Genomic DNA, 17604 nt, shown 5'->3' on the forward strand with positions numbered 1-17604 from the left:
GGTGCCGTCGGCAGGTGGGAGGATGGACGTCATGAGCGACACCACCCCGGTCGACCAGACCAGTGACGACACCGTCGAGGACCGTGGGAGCAACCGTTCCCACCGCCCGGACTCCCAGGCGTTCAAGGACTTCATCACCTCGCGCTGGGGACCGCGCCCGGACCTCGGCACGACGCCGGGTCGCGCGGCCCCGTTCACCGCCGAGCGCCGCGCGAAGCTGTCGGCCCGCTTCGCGGGGACGCGACTGGTGATCCCTGCGGGCCCGCTGAAGCAGCGCTCCAACGACACGGACTACCGGTTCCGGCCGCACTCCGCGTTCGCCCACCTCACCGGGCTCGGGACCGACCAGGAGCCCGACGCCGTGCTCGTCATGCACCCCGTGGCGGACGGCGAGGGCGACCCCGGCGCGGACGGCTCCGGCTCGCACCACCACGCCGTGCTCTACGTGCGCCCGCTGGCGCCCCGCAACACCGAGGAGTTCTACGCCGACTCCCGCTACGGCGAGTTCTGGGTGGGCGCGCGCCCCAGCCTGGACGACGTCACGACGCTGACGGGCATCGAGGCCCGGCACGTGGACGAGCTGCGGGAGGCTCTCGCCAAGGACGTCGGGGCGGACGGCGTGCAGGTGCTGGTGATCACCGAGGCGGACGAGGAGATCGCCGCGCTGATCGAGGCGATCCGCACCGAGGCCGGAACCCAGGAGGACGCGTCCGACGAGTCGCTGGCCGAGGCCGTCTCGGAGCTGCGCCTGGTGAAGGACGAGCTCGAGATCGAGCTCATGCGCGACGCCGTCGACCGGACGATCGCCGGGTTCGAGGCCGTCGTGCTCGCCCTGCCCCGCGCGGTGGAGCACCGTCGTGGCGAACGGGTCATCGAGACGACGTTCGACGCGCACGCCCGCCTCGAGGGCAACGCCGTGGGCTACGAGACGATCGCCGCTGCCGGCGAGCACGCCACGACGCTGCACTGGATCACCAACGACGGCCAGGTCCGGTCCGGCGAGATGGTGCTGCTCGACGGCGGCGTCGAGATCGACGAGCTCTACACGGCCGACGTGACCCGGACCCTGCCGGTCGACGGCGAGTACACCGACGTCCAGCGCCGCATCTACACGGCGGTGCTCGACGCCGCGGACGCCGCGTTCGCCGCCGCGCGGCCCGGGGCGAGGTTCCGCGACGTGCACGCCGCGGCCATGGAGGTCATCGCGGCCCGGCTCGAGGAGTGGGGTCTGCTCCCCGTCTCCGCGGAGGAGGCGCTGACCCCGGAGGGGCAGCAGCACCGCCGCTGGATGGTGCACGGCACGTCGCACCACCTCGGGCTGGACGTGCACGACTGCGCGCAGGCCCGCCGCGAGATGTACCTCGACGGCGTGCTGGAGCCGGGCATGGTCTTCACCATCGAGCCGGGGCTGTACTTCAAGGCCGACGACCTCGCGGTACCCGAGGAGTACCGCGGCATCGGCGTACGGATCGAGGACGACGTGCTCGTCACCGCCGACGGCAACGAGAACCTGTCGGCGGCGCTGCCGCGCCGCCCGGAGGACGTCGAGGCGTGGATGGCGCGCCTGCGGGCCTGACCAGCAGTGCTGCGGTGGGCCGCGGCCGGTGCCACCGGTCGCGGGTCACCGCCGATGGTCACCGGTCGCGCGGGGGCGCGTACGGGTCGTCCGGGTCCACCGTCGAGTCCGGGGCGGCCGTGGCCGAACCGGTCGGCGGCTGCGGTCCGGTCCGCGAGGGGTCCTCGGGCAGGTCCGGACCGGTGGCGGGCGGCTGGGGGTGCGACGGCCCCTCGCCGCCGGCGACCGAGGACGTGGAGGAACCGCTCGCGCCGGCCTCACCCGCGCCGTCGGACCCGCCGGGGCCTTCCGGACCTGCGGAACCCTGGGCCCCGCCCGGGCGCATCGCCCCGTAGCGCGGTGCACCGTCGGGCATCGTCCAGCGGGGGTCCGGCGCCGAGGGAGCGGCGGGAGCCGCCGGCCGCTCCGGGGTGCGCTGCTTGCCGAGCCCGCTCGGCGAGCTCGCGAGCATCCGCCGGGCCTCGCCGGCCTGCTCGGTGGCGCAGAGGATGGCGTACGTCGAGGCGACGATCTGCGACTGGGACGTGAAGTCACGTCGTCCGCCGGTGAAGGCGTAGGACAGCACGGAGAACATCAGGCCGAAGCCGGCACCCAGGGCGAGGGCCACGACGAGCACCCCGGCCTCCCCACCGGCGAAGAGCGTGAGGAGCAGGCCGACGAAGAACCCGAACCAGGCGCCGGAGAGCGCCCCGGCGAGCGCGACCCGCCCGTAGGTGAGCCGGCCGGTGACCCGCTCGACCATGCGCAGGTCGGTCCCCACGATGGTGACGTGCTGGACGGCGAACTTCTCGTCCGACAGGTAGTCGACCGCCTTCTGGGCCTCCAGATAGGAGTCGTAGGCGGCGATCTCCTCCCCCTTCGGCAGGGTCGGCACGCGGGGCACGACGGACTGGCGACTCATGCTCATCTGGTCAGTATCCCGCACGGGGCGCTCGGCCTGCTACAGCAATCGCGCGGGCGGCCCCTAACGCCCCCTGGTGGGCCGGCTCAGGCGTGTCACAGGCCCTGCCAGGACGGCTTGGACGCGTACGTCTGGCGGTAGTACCCCGCCAGCTGCAGGCGTGACGCCGCCGCCTCGTCCACCAGCACCGTCGCATGCGGATGCCACTGCATCACCGTCGCCGGCCACAACGCCGAGACCGGACCCTCGACCAGCTGATGCACCGCCTGCGCCTTGTGCCGCCCCGTGGCCAGCAGCACCAGGTGCCGGGCCTCCATGATCGTGCCCAACCCCTGCGTCAGGCAGTGCCGTGGCACCTGGTCCACGTCGTCGTCGAAGAACCGAGCGTTGTCCACCCGCGTCTGCTCGGTCAGCGTCTTGATCCGGGTGCGCGACGCCAGCGACGAGCCCGGCTCGTTGAACCCGATGTGACCGTCGGTCCCGATCCCGAGGAGCTGGAGGTCCACGCCGCCGGCTGCCGCGATCGCCTCCTCGTAGGCGGCGCACGCCGCCGGCAGGTCCGTCGCCGCCCCGTCCGGGCCCGCGACGCGCTCGGCGGGCCAGCCCACACGGTCGGCGATCTCCGTGGCGATGACGTTGCGGTACCGCTGAGGGTGGTCCACGGCCAGCCCCACATACTCGTCGAGCATGAACCCGCGAGCCCGCTCGAACGACAACCCCTCCTCGAGGTGACGACGCACCAGCTCGTCATACACCGCCAGCGGGCTCGACCCCGTCGCCAACCCCAGCACCGGCTCCGCCCGCGAACCCAGCACCCCCTCGACCGCATCAGCAGCCAGCACCGCCAGCTCCTGCGCCGGAGCGATCACGACCTCCATCACGTACCCCTTCCTCGGTCGGGTCAGGCGTCGCCCGCTGGCGCGGGTCGACCTGTCACAGCGTCACCTGGGCGACCACCTCGAGCACGTGCCGGTAGGTCCGGCCGGTCGCCCGGGTCATCGCGATCTCGCACGCACGGTTCGACGACGCGTGCACGAGCGCACCGAGCCGCCCGACCTCGGCGGACTCGGCCGCCGTCGCCGACGCCGTGAGCTCCGGGTGCAGCATGCCGCGGTCCCCGGCGAACCCGCAGCAGGCCCAGTCGACGGGCACGTGCACGGTGCGTGCCACCGCCTGCGCGAGGGTGTGGAGATCGCCGGTGCCCCCGGCCTTCGTCGAGGAGCAGGTGGGGTGCAGCGTGATCGAGTCGATCCGTCGCGCGTCGTCGATCCGCAGCCGCGGCAGCACGTGGGTGGCGACGAACGACGTCGCGTCGACCACGTCGGCCGCTCGGGGGTCCCCGGCCTCTCGCGCGTCGGCCATGATCCTCGCGACGCCCTCGGTGCACGAGGAGGCGTCCACCACCACCGGGACGTCGGTCCCGGCCTGCTCGCGCGCCGCGGCCCGCGCTGCGTCCACGGCGGTCAGCACCCGGTCGGCCATCACGGCGTGGCCGTCCGCGTAGCCCTTGGAGGACCACGGCGTCCCGCAGCACAGTCCGTCGAGGCCGTCGGGAACGGCCAGTCCCACCCCCGCCGCGACGCACAGCCTCGCGAACGCCGCCTGGGCACCGCCGTCCTGGGCACCACCGTCACCGGGGGCCGCGGCGGCGAACATCGCCCCCTGGCAGCTCGGCAGGAACACCGCGGCCGGTACCCCGGGGGTCCCCCGGCCGCCGTCGTGCCCGCTGCGGCGGTGTCCGCCGCGCGGCAGGTCGGGCGACCACAGGGGCACGGCGTCGGCGCCCGCCACCGCCCGTGCCGCCCGGTTGGGCGCCTGCACCACCGGCGCCGGGAGCCGGGAGACCACGTCGAGCGCCGTGCCCGCCACCGTGGTGGCCGCGTCCCAGTGCCGGGCCGCCGTCCGCCAGGCCCGCTGCCCGGCGCGGCCACGATCCTCCCGGCGCAGCCGCTTGACCAGCGCACCCGTGTCGATCCGCACCGGGCACGCCGTGGCACACATCCCGTCGGCGGCGCACGTGTCGACGCCGTCGTAGCGGTACTGCTCGTCGAGCTCGGCCACCAGCGCGTCGTCCCCCTCCGCCGCGGCACGCGCCCGGGCGCGCCGGACGACGATGCGCTGCCGGGGCGTCAGCGTGAGGTCACGGCTCGGGCAGACCGGCTCGCAGTAGCCGCACTCCACGCACCGGTCGACCTCCTCGTCGACCCGGTCGACCGGCTTGAGGTCCGTCAGGTGCGCCCGCGGGTCGTCGGTCAGCACCACGCCGGGGTTGAGGATGCCCGCGGGGTCGAACGCCCGCTTGACCTCGCGCAGGACGGCGACGAGGCCGGCCGAGTACTGGCGTTCGACGAACGGTGCCATCGCCCGCCCGGTCCCGTGCTCCGCCTTGAGGTTGCCGCCGTGCCGCAGCACCAGCTCCACGAGGTCCTCGGTGAACTCCGCGAGCCGCCGGGTCGAGGCCGGGTCCGCCGGGTCACCGACGTCCTCGGTGACCATGAAGTGCAGGTTGCCGTCCTTGGCGTGGCCGAAGATCACCGGGTCGACGTACCCGTGCGTCGCGAGCAGCTCCCCCAGCTCCCGGCAGGTGTCGGCGAGCCGCTCCACGGGGACGACGACGTCCTCCAGCAGGGCGGTCGTGCCCGGGGGCCGGGCTCCGGCGACCGTCGCGTAGAGCCCCTTGCGGACCGCCCACAGCGCCGCCCGGTCGGCGGGGACGCGGGTGAGGTCGGGCGGGACGACGGCGGGGAGCGTCGCGAGCACCTCGGCCGCGGTGGCGACGCGCTCGTCGAGCGCCTCCTGCGTCCCGGCGCGGTACTCGATCAGGAGGGCGGCGTGCCGGTCGATCGCGAAGCCCTGGACCGCCGGCGGCGCAGCGGGGTCCCGGCGCGCGACGCGCAGGGAGGTCGCGTCCATGAGCTCGAGGGCCGCGGCCCCGGTGGCGACGAGGGCGGGCAGGGCGGCCGCGGCCCGTTCGACCGAGTCGAGCACGAGCAGACCGGTCGCCGCGTGCGGCTCCACGGGCACCGTGCGGAAGACGGCCTCGGCGACGAACCCGAGGGTGCCCTCCGAGCCGACGAGCAGGTGGACGAGCAGGTCGAGGGGGTCGGTGTAGTCGCAGAACGTGTCCAGGGAGTAGCCCATGGTGTTCTTCAGGGCGAACCGCTCCCGGATCTCGGCGACCGCCGCCGGGTCGGCGCGCACCTCGTCGCGCAACCGCTCCAGCGTCTCCACGAGGTCCGGCTCCTGCTCGCGCAGCCGGTCCGCCGCGTCCGGAGCGGCGGTGTCCACCACGGTCCCCGACGCCAGCACGACGGTCAGCGACTCCAGGGTGCGGTAGCTGTTGTGCTCCGTCCCGGCGGCCATCCCCGAGGAGTTGTTCGCGATCACGCCGCCGACGGTGCACGCCGCCTCGCTGGCGGGGTCGGGGCCGAGCGCCCGGCGGAAGGGGGCGAGCCGGGCGTTGACGGCCCGCACCGTCGCACCGGGCTGGACGCGGACGCGCGCACCGTCGTCGAGCACCTCGATGCCCCGGAACCCTCGCCGGGTGTCGAGCAGGAGCCCGCTGCCGGACGCCTGGCCGGACAGGCTCGTCCCCCCGGACCGGAACGTCACCGGTGTGGCGTGCCGGGCGGCGACCCCGAGAGCACGGGCGACCGCCTCGGCGTCCTCGGCGGTCGCCGCCACCTGCGGCACCAGCAGGTAGTGCGACGCGTCGTGCGCGCGGGCGTGCCGGTCGATCGCCCGGTCGTGCACCTGGGCGGCGCCGAGCGTCGCCCTCAGGTCCTCGGTCAGATCCATACGAAGTCCTCCTGTGCGACGACGGTCCCCTCGGCCGCGAGCCGGGCGAGGTGCAGCGCCCCGTCGAGCGGGTCACCCTGCGCCTGCCGGACCTCGACGTCGGGGCGCCGCGCGGCCACGCCGTCCGCGAAGGCCGCGGTGAGCACCCCGCCCGCCTGCGCCATCCCGCCGGTGAGCGCCACCCGCGGCGGCAGGTCCTCGCCGAGCGCGGCGAGCACGCTCACGGCGGCCTCGTCGCCGGCCGTCGCGAGCAGCGCGCGCGAGGCCGGGTCGCCGGCCGCCGAGAGCCGCGCGACGTCGGCCGCGAAGGCCGCGAGGACACCGGCCCGGTCCGGCCGGGTGTAGAGCTGCCCGGGCCAGGTCGCCGGCTCGCCGAACCGTCGCCGTCCCGCCGCCAGGAGCGCCGCACCGTCCGTGTCGACGCCGTCCGCCGTGCGCAGCGCGGCCTCGAGCCCCTGGCGCCCGATCCACGCACCGCTCCCCCGGTCACCGAGGAGGTGTCCCCATCCGTCCACGCGACGCCATCCGGCGGTCCCCCGTCCGCCGTGGCCGACGGCGATCGCCCCCGTACCCAGGGCGACGACGGCACCGCCGGCACCGCCGAGGGCGCCGAGGTGCGCCGTCACGGCGTCGGCGGCGACCGCGACGGGAGCCGACACCTCCTGCGTGACCGCACCGGCCAGGGACCCGGGGTCATCGACCAGGGACGTCAGGCCCGTCGCCCCGATGCCCACGCCGGTCAACGTCGCCGTCTCGCCGGGCCACCGGGCGGCCGCGTCCCGCAGCAGCGTGCGGGCCACGTCGGCGACGCTGCTGCCGCGGGCGCCCACCTGCGCGCCGGGACCCGCGAGCTCGTCACGGGTGCCGCCGTCGTCCCGCCGCAGCGCGACCCGGCTCCCGCTGCCGCCGACGTCGATCCCGAGGACGCTCACGGACGCTGCCCCTCGTCCGTCCGCGCGGCGTCGAGGGCCGCGCGGACCGTGCCGGCGTGCCGGTCGAGCAGCTCCTGGGACCGCTCGACGGACACACCGCCCAGCGCGACGACGATGGCGGCCTTCAGGTCGCCGCCGGTCCTGCCGAGCAGCTCGCTCGCCGCCTCCGGGTCGAGCCCGGTCGCCTCGCACAGGATCCGCACCGTGCGCTCGCGCAGCTTGGCGTTGGTGGCGACCACCGACACCATGAGGTTCTGCCACGTGCGGCCCACCGCGATCATCAGCGCCGTGGAGAAGGCGTTGAGGACGAGCTTCTGGGCCGTGCCGGCCTTCAGGCGGGTGGAACCGGTCACGGCCTCCGGCCCGGTCCGCAGCGCGATGCTGGTGTCGGCGAACCGGGCCAGCGGGGCCCGCGGGTTGCTGGAGACAAGCACCGTGGCCGCCCCGGCCTCGCGGGCCGCCTCCAGGGCACCCCCCACGTACGGGGTGGACCCGCTCGCCGCGAGACCGATCGCCACGTCGTCCGGGCCCAGCCCGGCCGCGGCCCGCCGGCCGTCCTCCACCGAGTCCTCGGCGTTCTCGACGGCCCGCACGAGCGCCTCGGCACCGCCCGCGACGTGCCCGACGACGCGGCCCGGCTCGAGGTTGAACGTCGGCAGCAGCTCGCTGGCGTCCAGCACGCCGAGCCGACCCGACGTCCCGGCGCCGAAGTAGTGGACGTTCCCGCCCCGACGGAACCGCTCGGCCGCGAGCTCGACGACGGGCGCGAGCTCGGGCAGGACCTCCGTGACGGCGTCGACGGCCACCTGGTCCTCGGCGTGGAGCAGGCGCAGCACCTCGAGCGTGCCGAGCGCGTCGATCCCCTGCGTGGCCGGGTTGCGCGCCTCCGTCGGCGGCAGCGGGTCGGGCCGGTCGGTGTCCATGTCTACCTGCTCTCTCGGGTCGGGGGTGAGGCCGGGTCTGCCCGGTCTCAGCGGGTGGTCACCGGCTCGGCGGGCTCGGTGACCGGGGCCGGGTGGCGCAGCGACAGCAGGCCGCCGACGACGAGGGTGACGATGACGCCGAGCAGCGGGTACCACTGCCAGGCGACCCACACCTCGCCGGTGACGTACTTCTCCTGCACGAAGAAGAACGCGTTGACCGCGACGGCGGCGACGAACGCGACGTTCGCGTCGAGGGTGCGCGCCCGCTTGTTGACGATGCCGAACACGAACGCGCCGAGCAGGCCACCGTAGGTGATGCCCGCGACCCCCAGCGCGAGGATGACGATGTTGCCCTCGTCCGACTGGAACACGGTGGCCGGCGCGATGAAGGCCAGGCCCCAGCCGATCGTGGCCCACCGGCCGGCCCGCAGGCCCTGGACGTCGGTCAACGGCGTCTTCTTCAGGCGGCCGTAGACGTCGGTGACGGTGGACGACGACAGGGCCGACAGCGACGAGGAGAGCGTCGACATCGCGGCGGCCAGGATGCCGGCCAGCAGCAGCCCGGAGACTCCCTGCGGGAGTCCCTCGATAATGAACAGCGGGAAGATCTCGTCGTCGCGGCCCAGGCCCAGGTCGGCGGCCGCGGCGCCCTCGTAGTAGCCCCACAGCGCGAGCCCGACCAGCAGGAACACCGCGAACTGGAAGAACACAATCACGCCGGACCAGATGAGCGCCTTCTGCGCCTCGACCTTGGACCGGCAGGTGAGCAGGCGCTGCACCACGAGCTGGTCGGCACCGTGCGAGGCCATCGCGAAGACGGCACCGCCGACCAGCGACGGGATGAAGGACGACGCGTCCGAGATCGGGTTCCCCGAGAAGACGAACATGGTGAGCTTGCCGGCGTCGGCCGCCTCGGTGAACCAGCCACCGCCCGTCTGGGCGGAGATGATGACGACCGCCAGGACGCCGCCGAGGACGTAGAGGAACATCTGGGCCACGTCGACCCACACCACGGCCTTGATGCCCCCGATGAACGTGTACAGGATCGTGACGACCGCGAGGACCACGATGATCGTGAAGTAGTTGGCCTGGATGCCCATGCCGTCGAGGATCAGCTTGAGCGGGATCGCCGCTGCCAGCACGCGGATGCCGTCGGCCAGCAGACGCGTGAACAGGAACGTGACGCCCGCCGTCGTCTGGGTGCTCTGCCCGAACCGCTTGCCCAGGTAGGCGTACGCGGTGACCATCTCGCCGTCGTAGTACCGCGGCAGCATGAAGAACGCCACGATCACGCGACCGATGATGTAGCCGAGCGCGAGCTGCAGGTAGGAGATGTCACCCAGGTAGCTCATCACCGGGATGCCGATGACGGTCAGGGCGCTCGTCTCCGTCGCCACGACGGATAGGCAGACGGCCCACCACGGCAGGTTGCGCCCGCCGAGGAAGTAGTCCTGCAGGCCCTTCTGCTTGCCGCTGAGCCTGAGGCCCAGCCAGGCCGTGGCGCCGAGGTAGGCGATGATCACCAGCAGGTCGAGTGTCTGCAGCATGCCGTGTCTCCTTCGTCAGGATGCGTCGTCGAGGGTCGTGGGGTCGTGCGGGTCGTGCAGGTCGTGGGGGTGGTGCGCGGTCTCGGGCGCTCAGCGGACGACGCGCAGGTGCGCCGGTCCGCGGTCGAGCGGGACGGGGAGCCGGAGCGGCGTGGCGCCGGGGCTGATCCGCCCGGCGACGGTGCCGTGCGACGCACCGGTCACGCTCGGCAGCGTGGCGGGCAGGCCGTGCCACGTCAGCCAGCCGACGAGCGCCATGAGGCACGCCTCCTTGGCACCCTCGGGCAGGCCGAACGCCTCGTCGGTGGTCCGCACCGGGACTGTGTCGCCGAGCTCGTAGCGCAGCGCTGCCATGAGCGTCGGGTTGCGGGTCCCGCCGCCGGAGGCCACGACGGCGCGGACGCCGTGCCGTCGGCAGGCGTCGGCGACGGTGCGGGCGGTCAGGGTGGTGAGGGTGGCGACGACGTCGTGGTCGCCGACCTCCGGATGGGACGCCAGGAACCGGTCCAGGTAGGTCGCGTGGAAGAGCTCCTTGCCGGTCGACTTGGGCGCCGGCAGGGCGTAGTACGGGTCGTCGAGCAGCGCGTCGAGCAGCACGGGGTCCGTGCGTCCCCGCGCGGCCATGACGCCGTCGCGGTCGAACCCGCGCGGGTCTCCGCTGATGCGCCGGGCCATGAGATCGATCAGCGCGTTCGCGGGGCCCGTGTCGAAGGCGACGGTGTCGCGACCGGGCGCGACGACGGTGACGTTGGCGATGCCGCCCAGGTTGAGCGCCGCCGTCGGCTCGTCGGCACCGGCCAGGAGCAGGTGGTCCAGGATCCCCGCCAGCGGCGCGCCCTGGCCGCCCGCCGCGACGTCGCGCGCCCGGACGTCGGACACCACGGGCGCCCCGACCCGTTCGGCGACCCACGCGGGCTGCCCGAGCTGCCAGGTGCCGGTGACGACCCCGCCGGTGACGTCGTGGCGCACCGTCTGGCCGTGCATGACCACCAGGTCCGCGTCGGTCCCGGCCCGCGCGCAGGCGTCGGCGACGGCGGTGGCGCACGCCTGGCCGAGCCGTGCGTCGACGCTGCTCACCAGGGACAGCGGCACGTCGCGCGGCTCCAGCAGCCGCAGGATGTCGATCGCGAGGTCCTCGTCGAAGTCGACCTCGCGGACGTCGAGCAGCCGCATCGCGAGGCCGGCGTCGGCCCCGTCGGGGGTGGACGCGTCGGAGGCGGAAGCGTCGGGGCGCAGGTCGACGAGCGCGACGTCGAGGGCGTCGGCCGACGTTCCGGCCATGAGTCCGGCGACGATCATCGGGCGTCCTCCTCGGCTGCCGGCGTGGTGGCCGGGATGGTGAGCTCGGTGCGGATCTTGTAGCGGTCGCCCCGGTACACGGAGCGGACGAACTCGATGACCTCGCCCCCGCGGCCCCACGAGGTCCGCTCGAACTGCAGCGCGGGCGTGTGCACCGGGACGTCGAGGTCGCGCGCCTCCTGGGCGTCGACGACCGTGGGCTCCGCGGTCTGCACGGCGCGCGCCAGCGAGACGCCGTACCGCTCGCCGAGCAGCTCGTAGAAGGAGCGGTCCTCGAGGTCGGCGGCGACCAGGCCCGGCACCAGCGCGGCCGGCACGTGCAGCTCCTCGACGGCCATGGGTTCGTCGTCGGCGAGCCGCAGCCGGGTGATCTGGACGACGTCGTCGGACGGCGAGACCTTCAGCCGCCGGCCGATCCGGGCGCCGACCGGCCCGATCTCGAACGTCAGGGTGCGCGCCCCGGGGCGCAGCCCGCGCGTCCGCATGTCCTCGGAGAAGGAGCTGGCCATGAGGCCCTGGGAGAGCTTGGGGCCGAGCGCGAACACCCCCGCCCCGTGCCGTCGCCGCACGGCGCCGCGCACCACGAGCTCGTCGATCGCCCGCCGCAGCGTCATGCGGGACACGCCCAGGCTCTGGGCGAGGTCCCGCTCGGGCGGGAGCTGTTCGCCGGCGGCCATCGCGTCGAGGCGGTCGAGGAGCTGGTCGCGGACCGCGTGGTACTTCGTCACCCGCACATTGAGTCACAGACGCCGACCTAAATCAAGACCACTGGACTAGATTTACCATCGCCGGTGGATCGTTCCCGGCGGCACGGTCCGTAGGATCGGAGCATGGCGTCACCCACCCCCGACCTCGAGGCACGCGTCCGGGACGCGCTGTCCGCCGTCGTCGACCCCGAGATCCGCCGCCCCCTGACCGAGCTGAACATGATCCGGTCGGTCACCGTCGACGCCGCGAGCGTCGCGGACCCCGGCTCCGGCGCGCACGTCACGGTGGGTGTGGACCTGACGATCGCCGGGTGTCCCATGAAGTCGACGCTGGTGCGCGACGTGACGGCCGCGACGGCGCGGGTCGAAGGGGTCGGCACCGTCGACGTGGACCTCGGTGTCATGACCCCCGAGCAGCGCAAGTCGCTGCGCTCCCAGCTCCGTGGCGGTGCAGGCGACCCGGTCATCCCGTTCGCCCAGGCCGGGTCCCTGACGAAGGTCTTCGCCGTCGCCTCCGGCAAGGGGGGCGTCGGCAAGTCCTCCGTGACGGCCAACCTCGCGGCGGCGATGGCCGCCGACGGGCTCAACGTGGGTGTGCTCGACGCCGACATCTACGGCTTCTCGATCCCGAGGATGCTGGGTGTCGACCGGCAGCCGACCCGCGTCGACTCCATGCTGCTGCCCCCGATCGCGCACGGCGTCAAGGTGGTCTCGATCGGCATGTTCGTGCCGGCCGGTCAGCCGGTCGTCTGGCGCGGCCCGATGCTGCACCGCGCTCTCGAGCAGTTCTTGGCCGACGTGTTCTGGGGCGACCTGGACGTGCTGCTGCTCGACCTGCCGCCCGGCACCGGCGACATCGCCATCTCCGTGGCCCAGCTCCTGCCGGGCAGCGAGATCCTCGTGGTGACGACTCCCCAGGTCGCCGCGGCCGAGGTGGCCGAGCGTGCCGGGTCCATCGCCACCCAGACGTCCCAGGGCGTCGTCGGCGTCGTGGAGAACATGTCGTGGCTGGCCCAGCCCGACGGGACCCGGCTGGAGATCTTCGGCTCCGGCGGTGGCACGCGGGTCGCAGAGCGCCTCACCGAGACGGTCGGCACCGAGGTGGGGCTGCTCGGCCAGGTGCCGCTGGACGTCTCCGTCCGCGAGGGGGGCGACGAGGGCACCCCGGTCGTGCTGAGCGACCCCGAATCCCCCGGTGCGCTGGTGCTGCGCGACGTCGCGCGCCGGCTCGCCGGGCGCGAACGCGGGCTCGCGGGGCGGCAGCTGGGCGTCACTCCCGTCGGCTGAGCCGGAGGCGCAGCGCCCGGTGCGGGCCGAGGGACGAGGCGCTCGCCGGGCGCGAAGACGCAGACTCAGCCGACCGATAGCTCGGCTGAGCCGGAGGCGCAGCGCCCGGCGGACGGCCGGCTCGTCGTTGTGGGCATGAATTCTGCCGCCCCGGCCGAGACAACACCGTAGATCTCCTACCCACAACGCCCGGGGGCCGGTGCGCGGGACGGGTGGTCGACGCACCGACCAGGTCGGCCATACTGGGGGCCATGACGTCTCCCCAGTGGCTCGATTCCTGGTCCGCCGACGACGGCGCCGCCCGCGTCCGCACCCTGTTCGACGAGGCCTTCGGGGACGACGGCGACCCCGACGGCGTGTGGTCCGCGCCCGGTCGGGTGAACCTCATCGGCGAGCACACGGACTACAACGCCGGGCTGGCACTGCCCGTGGCGCTGCCCCACCGCACCTACGTCGCACTGCGCTCCCGGGCCGACGGCCTGGTCCGCCTCGCCTCGGCCCAGGCCCCCGACGAGCGGTGGGAGACGTCGCTCGACGAGGTCACCCCCGGAGTCACCCGGGGCTGGGGCGCCTACGTGGCCGGCGTCGCGTGGGCGTTGCGCGAGGCGGGCCACGACGTCACCGGCTTCGACGCCGTCGTCGACTCCTGCGTCCCGTTCGGCGCCGGGCTGTCCTCCTCGGCGGCGCTGGAGTGTGCCGTCGCGGTGGCCCTCGACGCGGTGCACTCGCTCGGGCTGGCCGGCGACGACGCCGGCCGGGCCGAGCTCGTGACGGCCTGCGTCCGGGCGGAGAACGAGATCGCCGGAGCCCCCACGGGGGGCATGGACCAGGCCGCCTCGCTGCGCTGCTCGGCCGGGCACGCCCTGCTCCTGGACTGCCGACCCGGACTGTCGGCGCTCGAGTCCGCGGACCGGGTGCCGTTCGACCTCGCGGCCGCGGGCCTGACCCTCCTCGTCGTGGACACCCGGGCCGAGCACGCTCTCGTCGACGGGCAGTACGCGCAACGCCGCGCCACCTGCGAGCGCGCGGCCGAGGTCCTCGGCGTCTCGTCGCTGCGCGAGATCGCTCCGGAGGAGCTCGACGTCGCCCTCGACAAGCTCGTGGCGCTCTCGAGCGACGACGACGGCGACGTGCTGCGCCGCCGCGTCCGGCACGTCGTGACGGAGATCGCCCGGACCGAGGAGTTCGCGGACCTGGTGCACGGCGGGCGCGTGGGCGACGTCGGCCCCCTGATGAACGCCTCGCACGTCTCGTTGCGCGACGACTACGAGGTCTCGGCCCGCGAGCTCGACCTCGTGGTGGAGGCGGCGCTGGGCGCGGGCGCCCTGGGTGCGCGGATGACCGGTGGCGGGTTCGGCGGCTCGGCCATCGCGCTGGTGCGGGAGCGCGACGTCGACAGCGTCACCGCGGCCGTGCAGACGGCGTTCGACGAGGCCGGGCTCGCGGCGCCGGGGTTCCTCCTCGCGCCGCCGTCCGACCCCGCGCACTGACGACCGCAGGTCGGTGACCCTGGTCGGACGTCCCGGCCGGGACGTCCGACCAGGGTCACCGGCCCGCGGCAGTCAGTACCGGATCGCGTCGATGGGGCGAACCCGGACGGCGTAGACGGCGGGGATCAGCCCGGCCAGCGCCCCGATGCCCACGGCGCTCGCCATCCCGGTGAGGGCGGCGCTCAGCGGGAAGGGCGGCTTGTCCTGGAGGGCGACGCCGAACACCGCCTCGACGGGGATCGACTTGACCAGCGCGACCGCCACGACGACCCCGACGACGCCGGCCACCGTGGTCGCCACGACGGACTCCATCATGACGCCGAAGAAAACCCGCCCGCCGGTCGCGCCGAACGACCGGCGGATGCCGATCTCGCGGATCCGGTACCGCACCGTCACCAGGGCGATGTTGAGCAGACCGAGGCCGCCGAGGAGCAGGGCGAACCCGCCGACCCCGAGGACGACCCACCGGGCGGCGCTGTCGAGCGCGAAGCCGTCGTCGAACGGTGGCTCCACCGAGACCGGTACGCCCGCGGCGGCGAGGTCGCGGTCGAGCACCGCCGCGAGCTCGTCGGCCGACTCCGGCGGCACCCAGAAGCGGTAGCTGTCCGCCGCGACCGCGTCCGGGAACCAGCGCGCCGCGTGGTCGAACAGCAGGAAGGCACGCGGCCCCTCCTGCGCGTGCTCGACCGGTAGCCGGCCGATCACCGACGCCGTCACCGGGGTGGCACCCTGCAACGTCACGGTGGGCCGCGACGCGACGTGCGCGCCACCGGCGTAGCTGTCGAGGAACGCCTGGTTCACGACGAGCACCGGTGCCAGCCGCTCCGGGTCCTGCTCGGTGAACCAGCGCCCGTCCTCGACCTGCCGGCGCAGGATCGTCCCGTAGTCCGGGTCGACCACGACGAACTCCGGACCGTACCCCGTCGCCCCGTGGACGGACAGCTGCGCCCAGGTCTCCACCGTGTGGTAGCTGATGTCGTAGCGCTCGGCGACGGCGTCGACGGCGGCGTCGACCTCGGCGGCGTCCTGCAACCCGCCCGACATACCCGTTGACCACGCGGTCAACGTCGTGTCGCGACCGTTCCAGCGTTCGTTCTGCTCGGCCATCCCCTGGCTGAGCATCGTCACCGCCGCCGTCACCGCGGTGATCGCGGTGACGGCCACGGCCACGCCGACCAGGGCGAGCAGCACGCGGACCTTGTGGATCCGCAGCTCGTCCCACGCCTCGACGACCGCCCCCACGAGCCCCGTCATGCGACCGCCTCCGTCGTGTCCCCCGTGGCGTCCGGCCGGGCCGCGGACGGTGCGGCGGTGGCGTCGGGGACGGGCACGGGGACGCCCAGCGGATGCTCGACGACGGCGGCCGGCTCCAGGACGATCGGTGCGAGCACGCCGGCGTCGAGCCGGTACTGCCGGTCCGCCCGGGCAGCGATCGCCAGATCGTGCGTGATCGTGACCAGCGCCGCACCGGTCGACGTCGCCGCCTCCTCCAGGAGACTCATCACCGCCCGGCCGGTGTCCACGTCGAGGGCACCGGTCGGTTCGTCGGCCAGGATGACGCGAGGGGTCCGGACGAGCGCCCGGGCGATCGCGACCCGCTGCTGCTCACCACCGGAGAGCTTGTCCGGCATCGTCTCCCAGCGGTCCCCGAGGCCGACCTTCTCGAGCATGCGGGCCGCTCGACGACGGCGTGTCCAGAAGTCCTTGCCCCGCGCGTACAGCAGAGGCGCGGCGACGTTCGCCAGCGCCGTGCGGCCCACCAGCAGGTTGAACTGCTGGAACACGAAGCCGAAGTCGTCCCCGCGCCGACGGGCGCGGGCCCGCTGACCGAGCTGCTCCACCGGCGTGCCGTCCAGCAGGTACTCCCCCGCCGTGGGAGCGTCGAGCAGCCCGAGGATGTTCAGCAGGGTCGACTTGCCCGTCCCCGATCGCCCGACCACCGCGACGTGCTCGCCCGCGTCGACGCTCAGGTCCAGGCCCCGCAGGATCGGCAGCACCCGTCCGTCCGGCAGCACGACGTCGCGGGTGACGCCGCGCAGGTCCACGAGCGCACGCGTCATCCGAAGCACGTCTCCTCGAACGCCGTCATGGTCGCCGTGTCGCCGGACATCGCCGCCTCGTCGTAGGCCGTCATGTCGTCGCAGTCGACCGCACCGCCCTCGGTGGAGTCGTCGACGGGCGTGAACTCGAGGATCTGGTCGCCGACGTCCAGCCCTTCGGTGACCTCGACCTGGACGCCGTCGGTCAGCCCGAGGGTCACCTCCTGCTCCCGCGGCTCGCCGCCCTCGGCGTCGTCGACCACCCACACCTTGCCGGACTGGGTGGTGCCGAGCACGGCGCTGATCGGGGCCACGACGACGTCCTGCGCGTCGCCGTTCGTGATGACGATCTCGGCGCCCTGGCCCGCGAAGGCCGTGATCTTCTTCGGGATGCGGCACGTCACGGTGCCCGTGGCGGCGCCCGCGTCCGCCTCCGTCTCGGCGTCGCCGGCGCCCGCACCGACCGTCACCTTCTTGCAGGTGAACGGCGCGGGGCCGCCCTTGAGCGTGACCTGGGCGTCGTCCGACGCACCGATCAGCCGGTACTGCTGCTCGGCGGTGAGCGTGCCATGTGCGGACAGCGTGCCGGGCGAGACCGTGCCGATCTCCTCGCCGACGGACACCTCCTGGTCCTTCAGCACGGTGAGGTCCAGGGTTCCGGCGCGCGGCGCCTCGACGGTCGTGATCGTGACCTTGGGCCACTGCTCCTCGACGGTCTCCTCGCCGGTCTCCGGGTCCACGGTGACCACGGGCTCGCGGGGCTCCTCGAGGCGTACCCGCAGGATCTCGTCGCCCTTGGCCACGCGCCCGCCGTCGACCATGATCTCGGAGACCTTGCCGACACCCGTCGAGCGCACCGGGACGGCGGCGTCGGCCACGACGGAAGCCGGGACGGTGACGGCGTTGGTCACGGTTCCCGAGCTCACCTCGATGACCGACTCGGTGGCCTCGCCCGTGGGCTGCAGGGCGTCGGGCGGGTCGAGCTCGGCACCGGTGAAGGCGATCTTGACCAGGGCGGCGGCGATGACGGCCCAGATGACGATCCGCAGAGCAGGAAAGACGTACTGGCGGGTGATGCCCACGATGCTCCTCGCGACGATGCGTT

Annotated in this window: 14 protein-coding genes; 3 read left to right on the forward strand and 11 right to left on the reverse strand. The window is 74.0% G+C overall.

Translation table 11 applies throughout. From position 1 onward, the window contains the following. Positions 1-31: 31 nt before the first annotated feature. Positions 32-1576, forward strand: coding sequence for an aminopeptidase P family protein (locus tag AC3RJ8_RS12715; RefSeq protein ID WP_489712968.1), 1545 nt, complete (start codon positions 32-34; stop codon positions 1574-1576). A gap of 58 nt (positions 1577-1634) precedes the next feature. Here the strand turns inward: AC3RJ8_RS12715 and AC3RJ8_RS12720 are convergent, their stop codons facing one another. The 8 genes from AC3RJ8_RS12720 to AC3RJ8_RS12755 form a co-directional block, all read right to left on the reverse strand. Next, positions 1635-2483 carry a YflT domain-containing protein gene (locus AC3RJ8_RS12720; RefSeq protein ID WP_489712969.1) on the reverse strand — a complete coding sequence of 283 codons (849 nt, stop codon included), beginning with the start codon at positions 2481-2483 and terminating at the stop codon, positions 1635-1637. An 89-nt stretch (positions 2484-2572) separates the two neighbouring features. Next, entirely contained in the window at positions 2573-3355 is a 783-nt protein-coding gene (gene nagB / locus AC3RJ8_RS12725) for a glucosamine-6-phosphate deaminase (RefSeq protein ID WP_489712970.1), read from the reverse strand. A 55-nt stretch (positions 3356-3410) separates the two neighbouring features. Continuing rightward, positions 3411-6275 carry an FAD-binding and (Fe-S)-binding domain-containing protein gene (locus AC3RJ8_RS12730; protein WP_489712971.1) on the reverse strand — a complete coding sequence of 955 codons (2865 nt, stop codon included), beginning with the start codon at positions 6273-6275 and terminating at the stop codon, positions 3411-3413. Next, positions 6266-7207 carry a BadF/BadG/BcrA/BcrD ATPase family protein gene (locus AC3RJ8_RS12735; RefSeq protein ID WP_489712972.1) on the reverse strand — a complete coding sequence of 314 codons (942 nt, stop codon included), beginning with the start codon at positions 7205-7207 and terminating at the stop codon, positions 6266-6268. Before AC3RJ8_RS12735 ends, AC3RJ8_RS12730 begins: the two co-directional genes overlap by 10 nt. Continuing rightward, entirely contained in the window at positions 7204-8130 is a 927-nt protein-coding gene (gene murQ / locus AC3RJ8_RS12740; RefSeq protein ID WP_489712973.1) for an N-acetylmuramic acid 6-phosphate etherase, read from the reverse strand. The genes AC3RJ8_RS12735 and murQ overlap by 4 nt, the downstream gene beginning before the upstream one ends. 47 nt (positions 8131-8177) lie before the next feature. Continuing rightward, positions 8178-9677 (reverse strand): sodium:solute symporter, encoded by a 1500-nt coding sequence (locus AC3RJ8_RS12745; RefSeq protein ID WP_489712974.1) that lies wholly within the window; start codon positions 9675-9677, stop codon positions 8178-8180. Positions 9678-9767: 90 nt separating this feature from the next. Continuing rightward, positions 9768-10976: an anhydro-N-acetylmuramic acid kinase gene (locus tag AC3RJ8_RS12750; RefSeq protein ID WP_489712975.1), complete on the reverse strand. Its 1209-nt coding sequence runs from the start codon at positions 10974-10976 to the stop codon at positions 9768-9770. Next, positions 10973-11704 carry a GntR family transcriptional regulator gene (locus AC3RJ8_RS12755; protein ID WP_489712976.1) on the reverse strand — a complete coding sequence of 244 codons (732 nt, stop codon included), beginning with the start codon at positions 11702-11704 and terminating at the stop codon, positions 10973-10975. Before AC3RJ8_RS12755 ends, AC3RJ8_RS12750 begins: the two co-directional genes overlap by 4 nt. A 102-nt stretch (positions 11705-11806) precedes the next feature. Here AC3RJ8_RS12755 and AC3RJ8_RS12760 point away from each other — a divergent pair, with 102 nt between their 5' ends. Further along, on the forward strand, positions 11807-12970 hold the full coding sequence (locus tag AC3RJ8_RS12760; protein WP_489712977.1) for a P-loop NTPase: 1164 nt from the start codon (positions 11807-11809) through the stop codon (positions 12968-12970). Positions 12971-13221: 251 nt separating this feature from the next. Further along, a complete protein-coding gene (gene galK, locus AC3RJ8_RS12765) occupies positions 13222-14460 on the forward strand; it encodes a galactokinase (protein WP_489712978.1) in 1239 nt (412 codons plus the stop codon). A gap of 72 nt (positions 14461-14532) precedes the next feature. Here the strand turns inward: galK and AC3RJ8_RS12770 are convergent, their stop codons facing one another. From AC3RJ8_RS12770 to AC3RJ8_RS12780, 3 genes are read right to left on the reverse strand one after another with little or no spacing between them, the layout of a single operon-like run. Then, positions 14533-15714, reverse strand: a complete 1182-nt coding sequence (locus AC3RJ8_RS12770) for an ABC transporter permease (RefSeq protein ID WP_489712979.1) — start codon at positions 15712-15714, stop codon at positions 14533-14535. Next, positions 15711-16520, reverse strand: coding sequence for an ABC transporter ATP-binding protein (locus tag AC3RJ8_RS12775; protein WP_489712980.1), 810 nt, complete (start codon positions 16518-16520; stop codon positions 15711-15713). Before AC3RJ8_RS12775 ends, AC3RJ8_RS12770 begins: the two co-directional genes overlap by 4 nt. Then, positions 16517-17581 carry a permuted SH3 domain-containing protein gene (locus AC3RJ8_RS12780; protein ID WP_489712981.1) on the reverse strand — a complete coding sequence of 355 codons (1065 nt, stop codon included), beginning with the start codon at positions 17579-17581 and terminating at the stop codon, positions 16517-16519. The genes AC3RJ8_RS12775 and AC3RJ8_RS12780 overlap by 4 nt, the downstream gene beginning before the upstream one ends. Positions 17582-17604 lie beyond the last annotated feature (23 nt).

The sequence above is a fragment of the Isoptericola sp. MSGPD8_1_ISO-PGPR-S23-394 genome, from assembly GCF_058072785.1.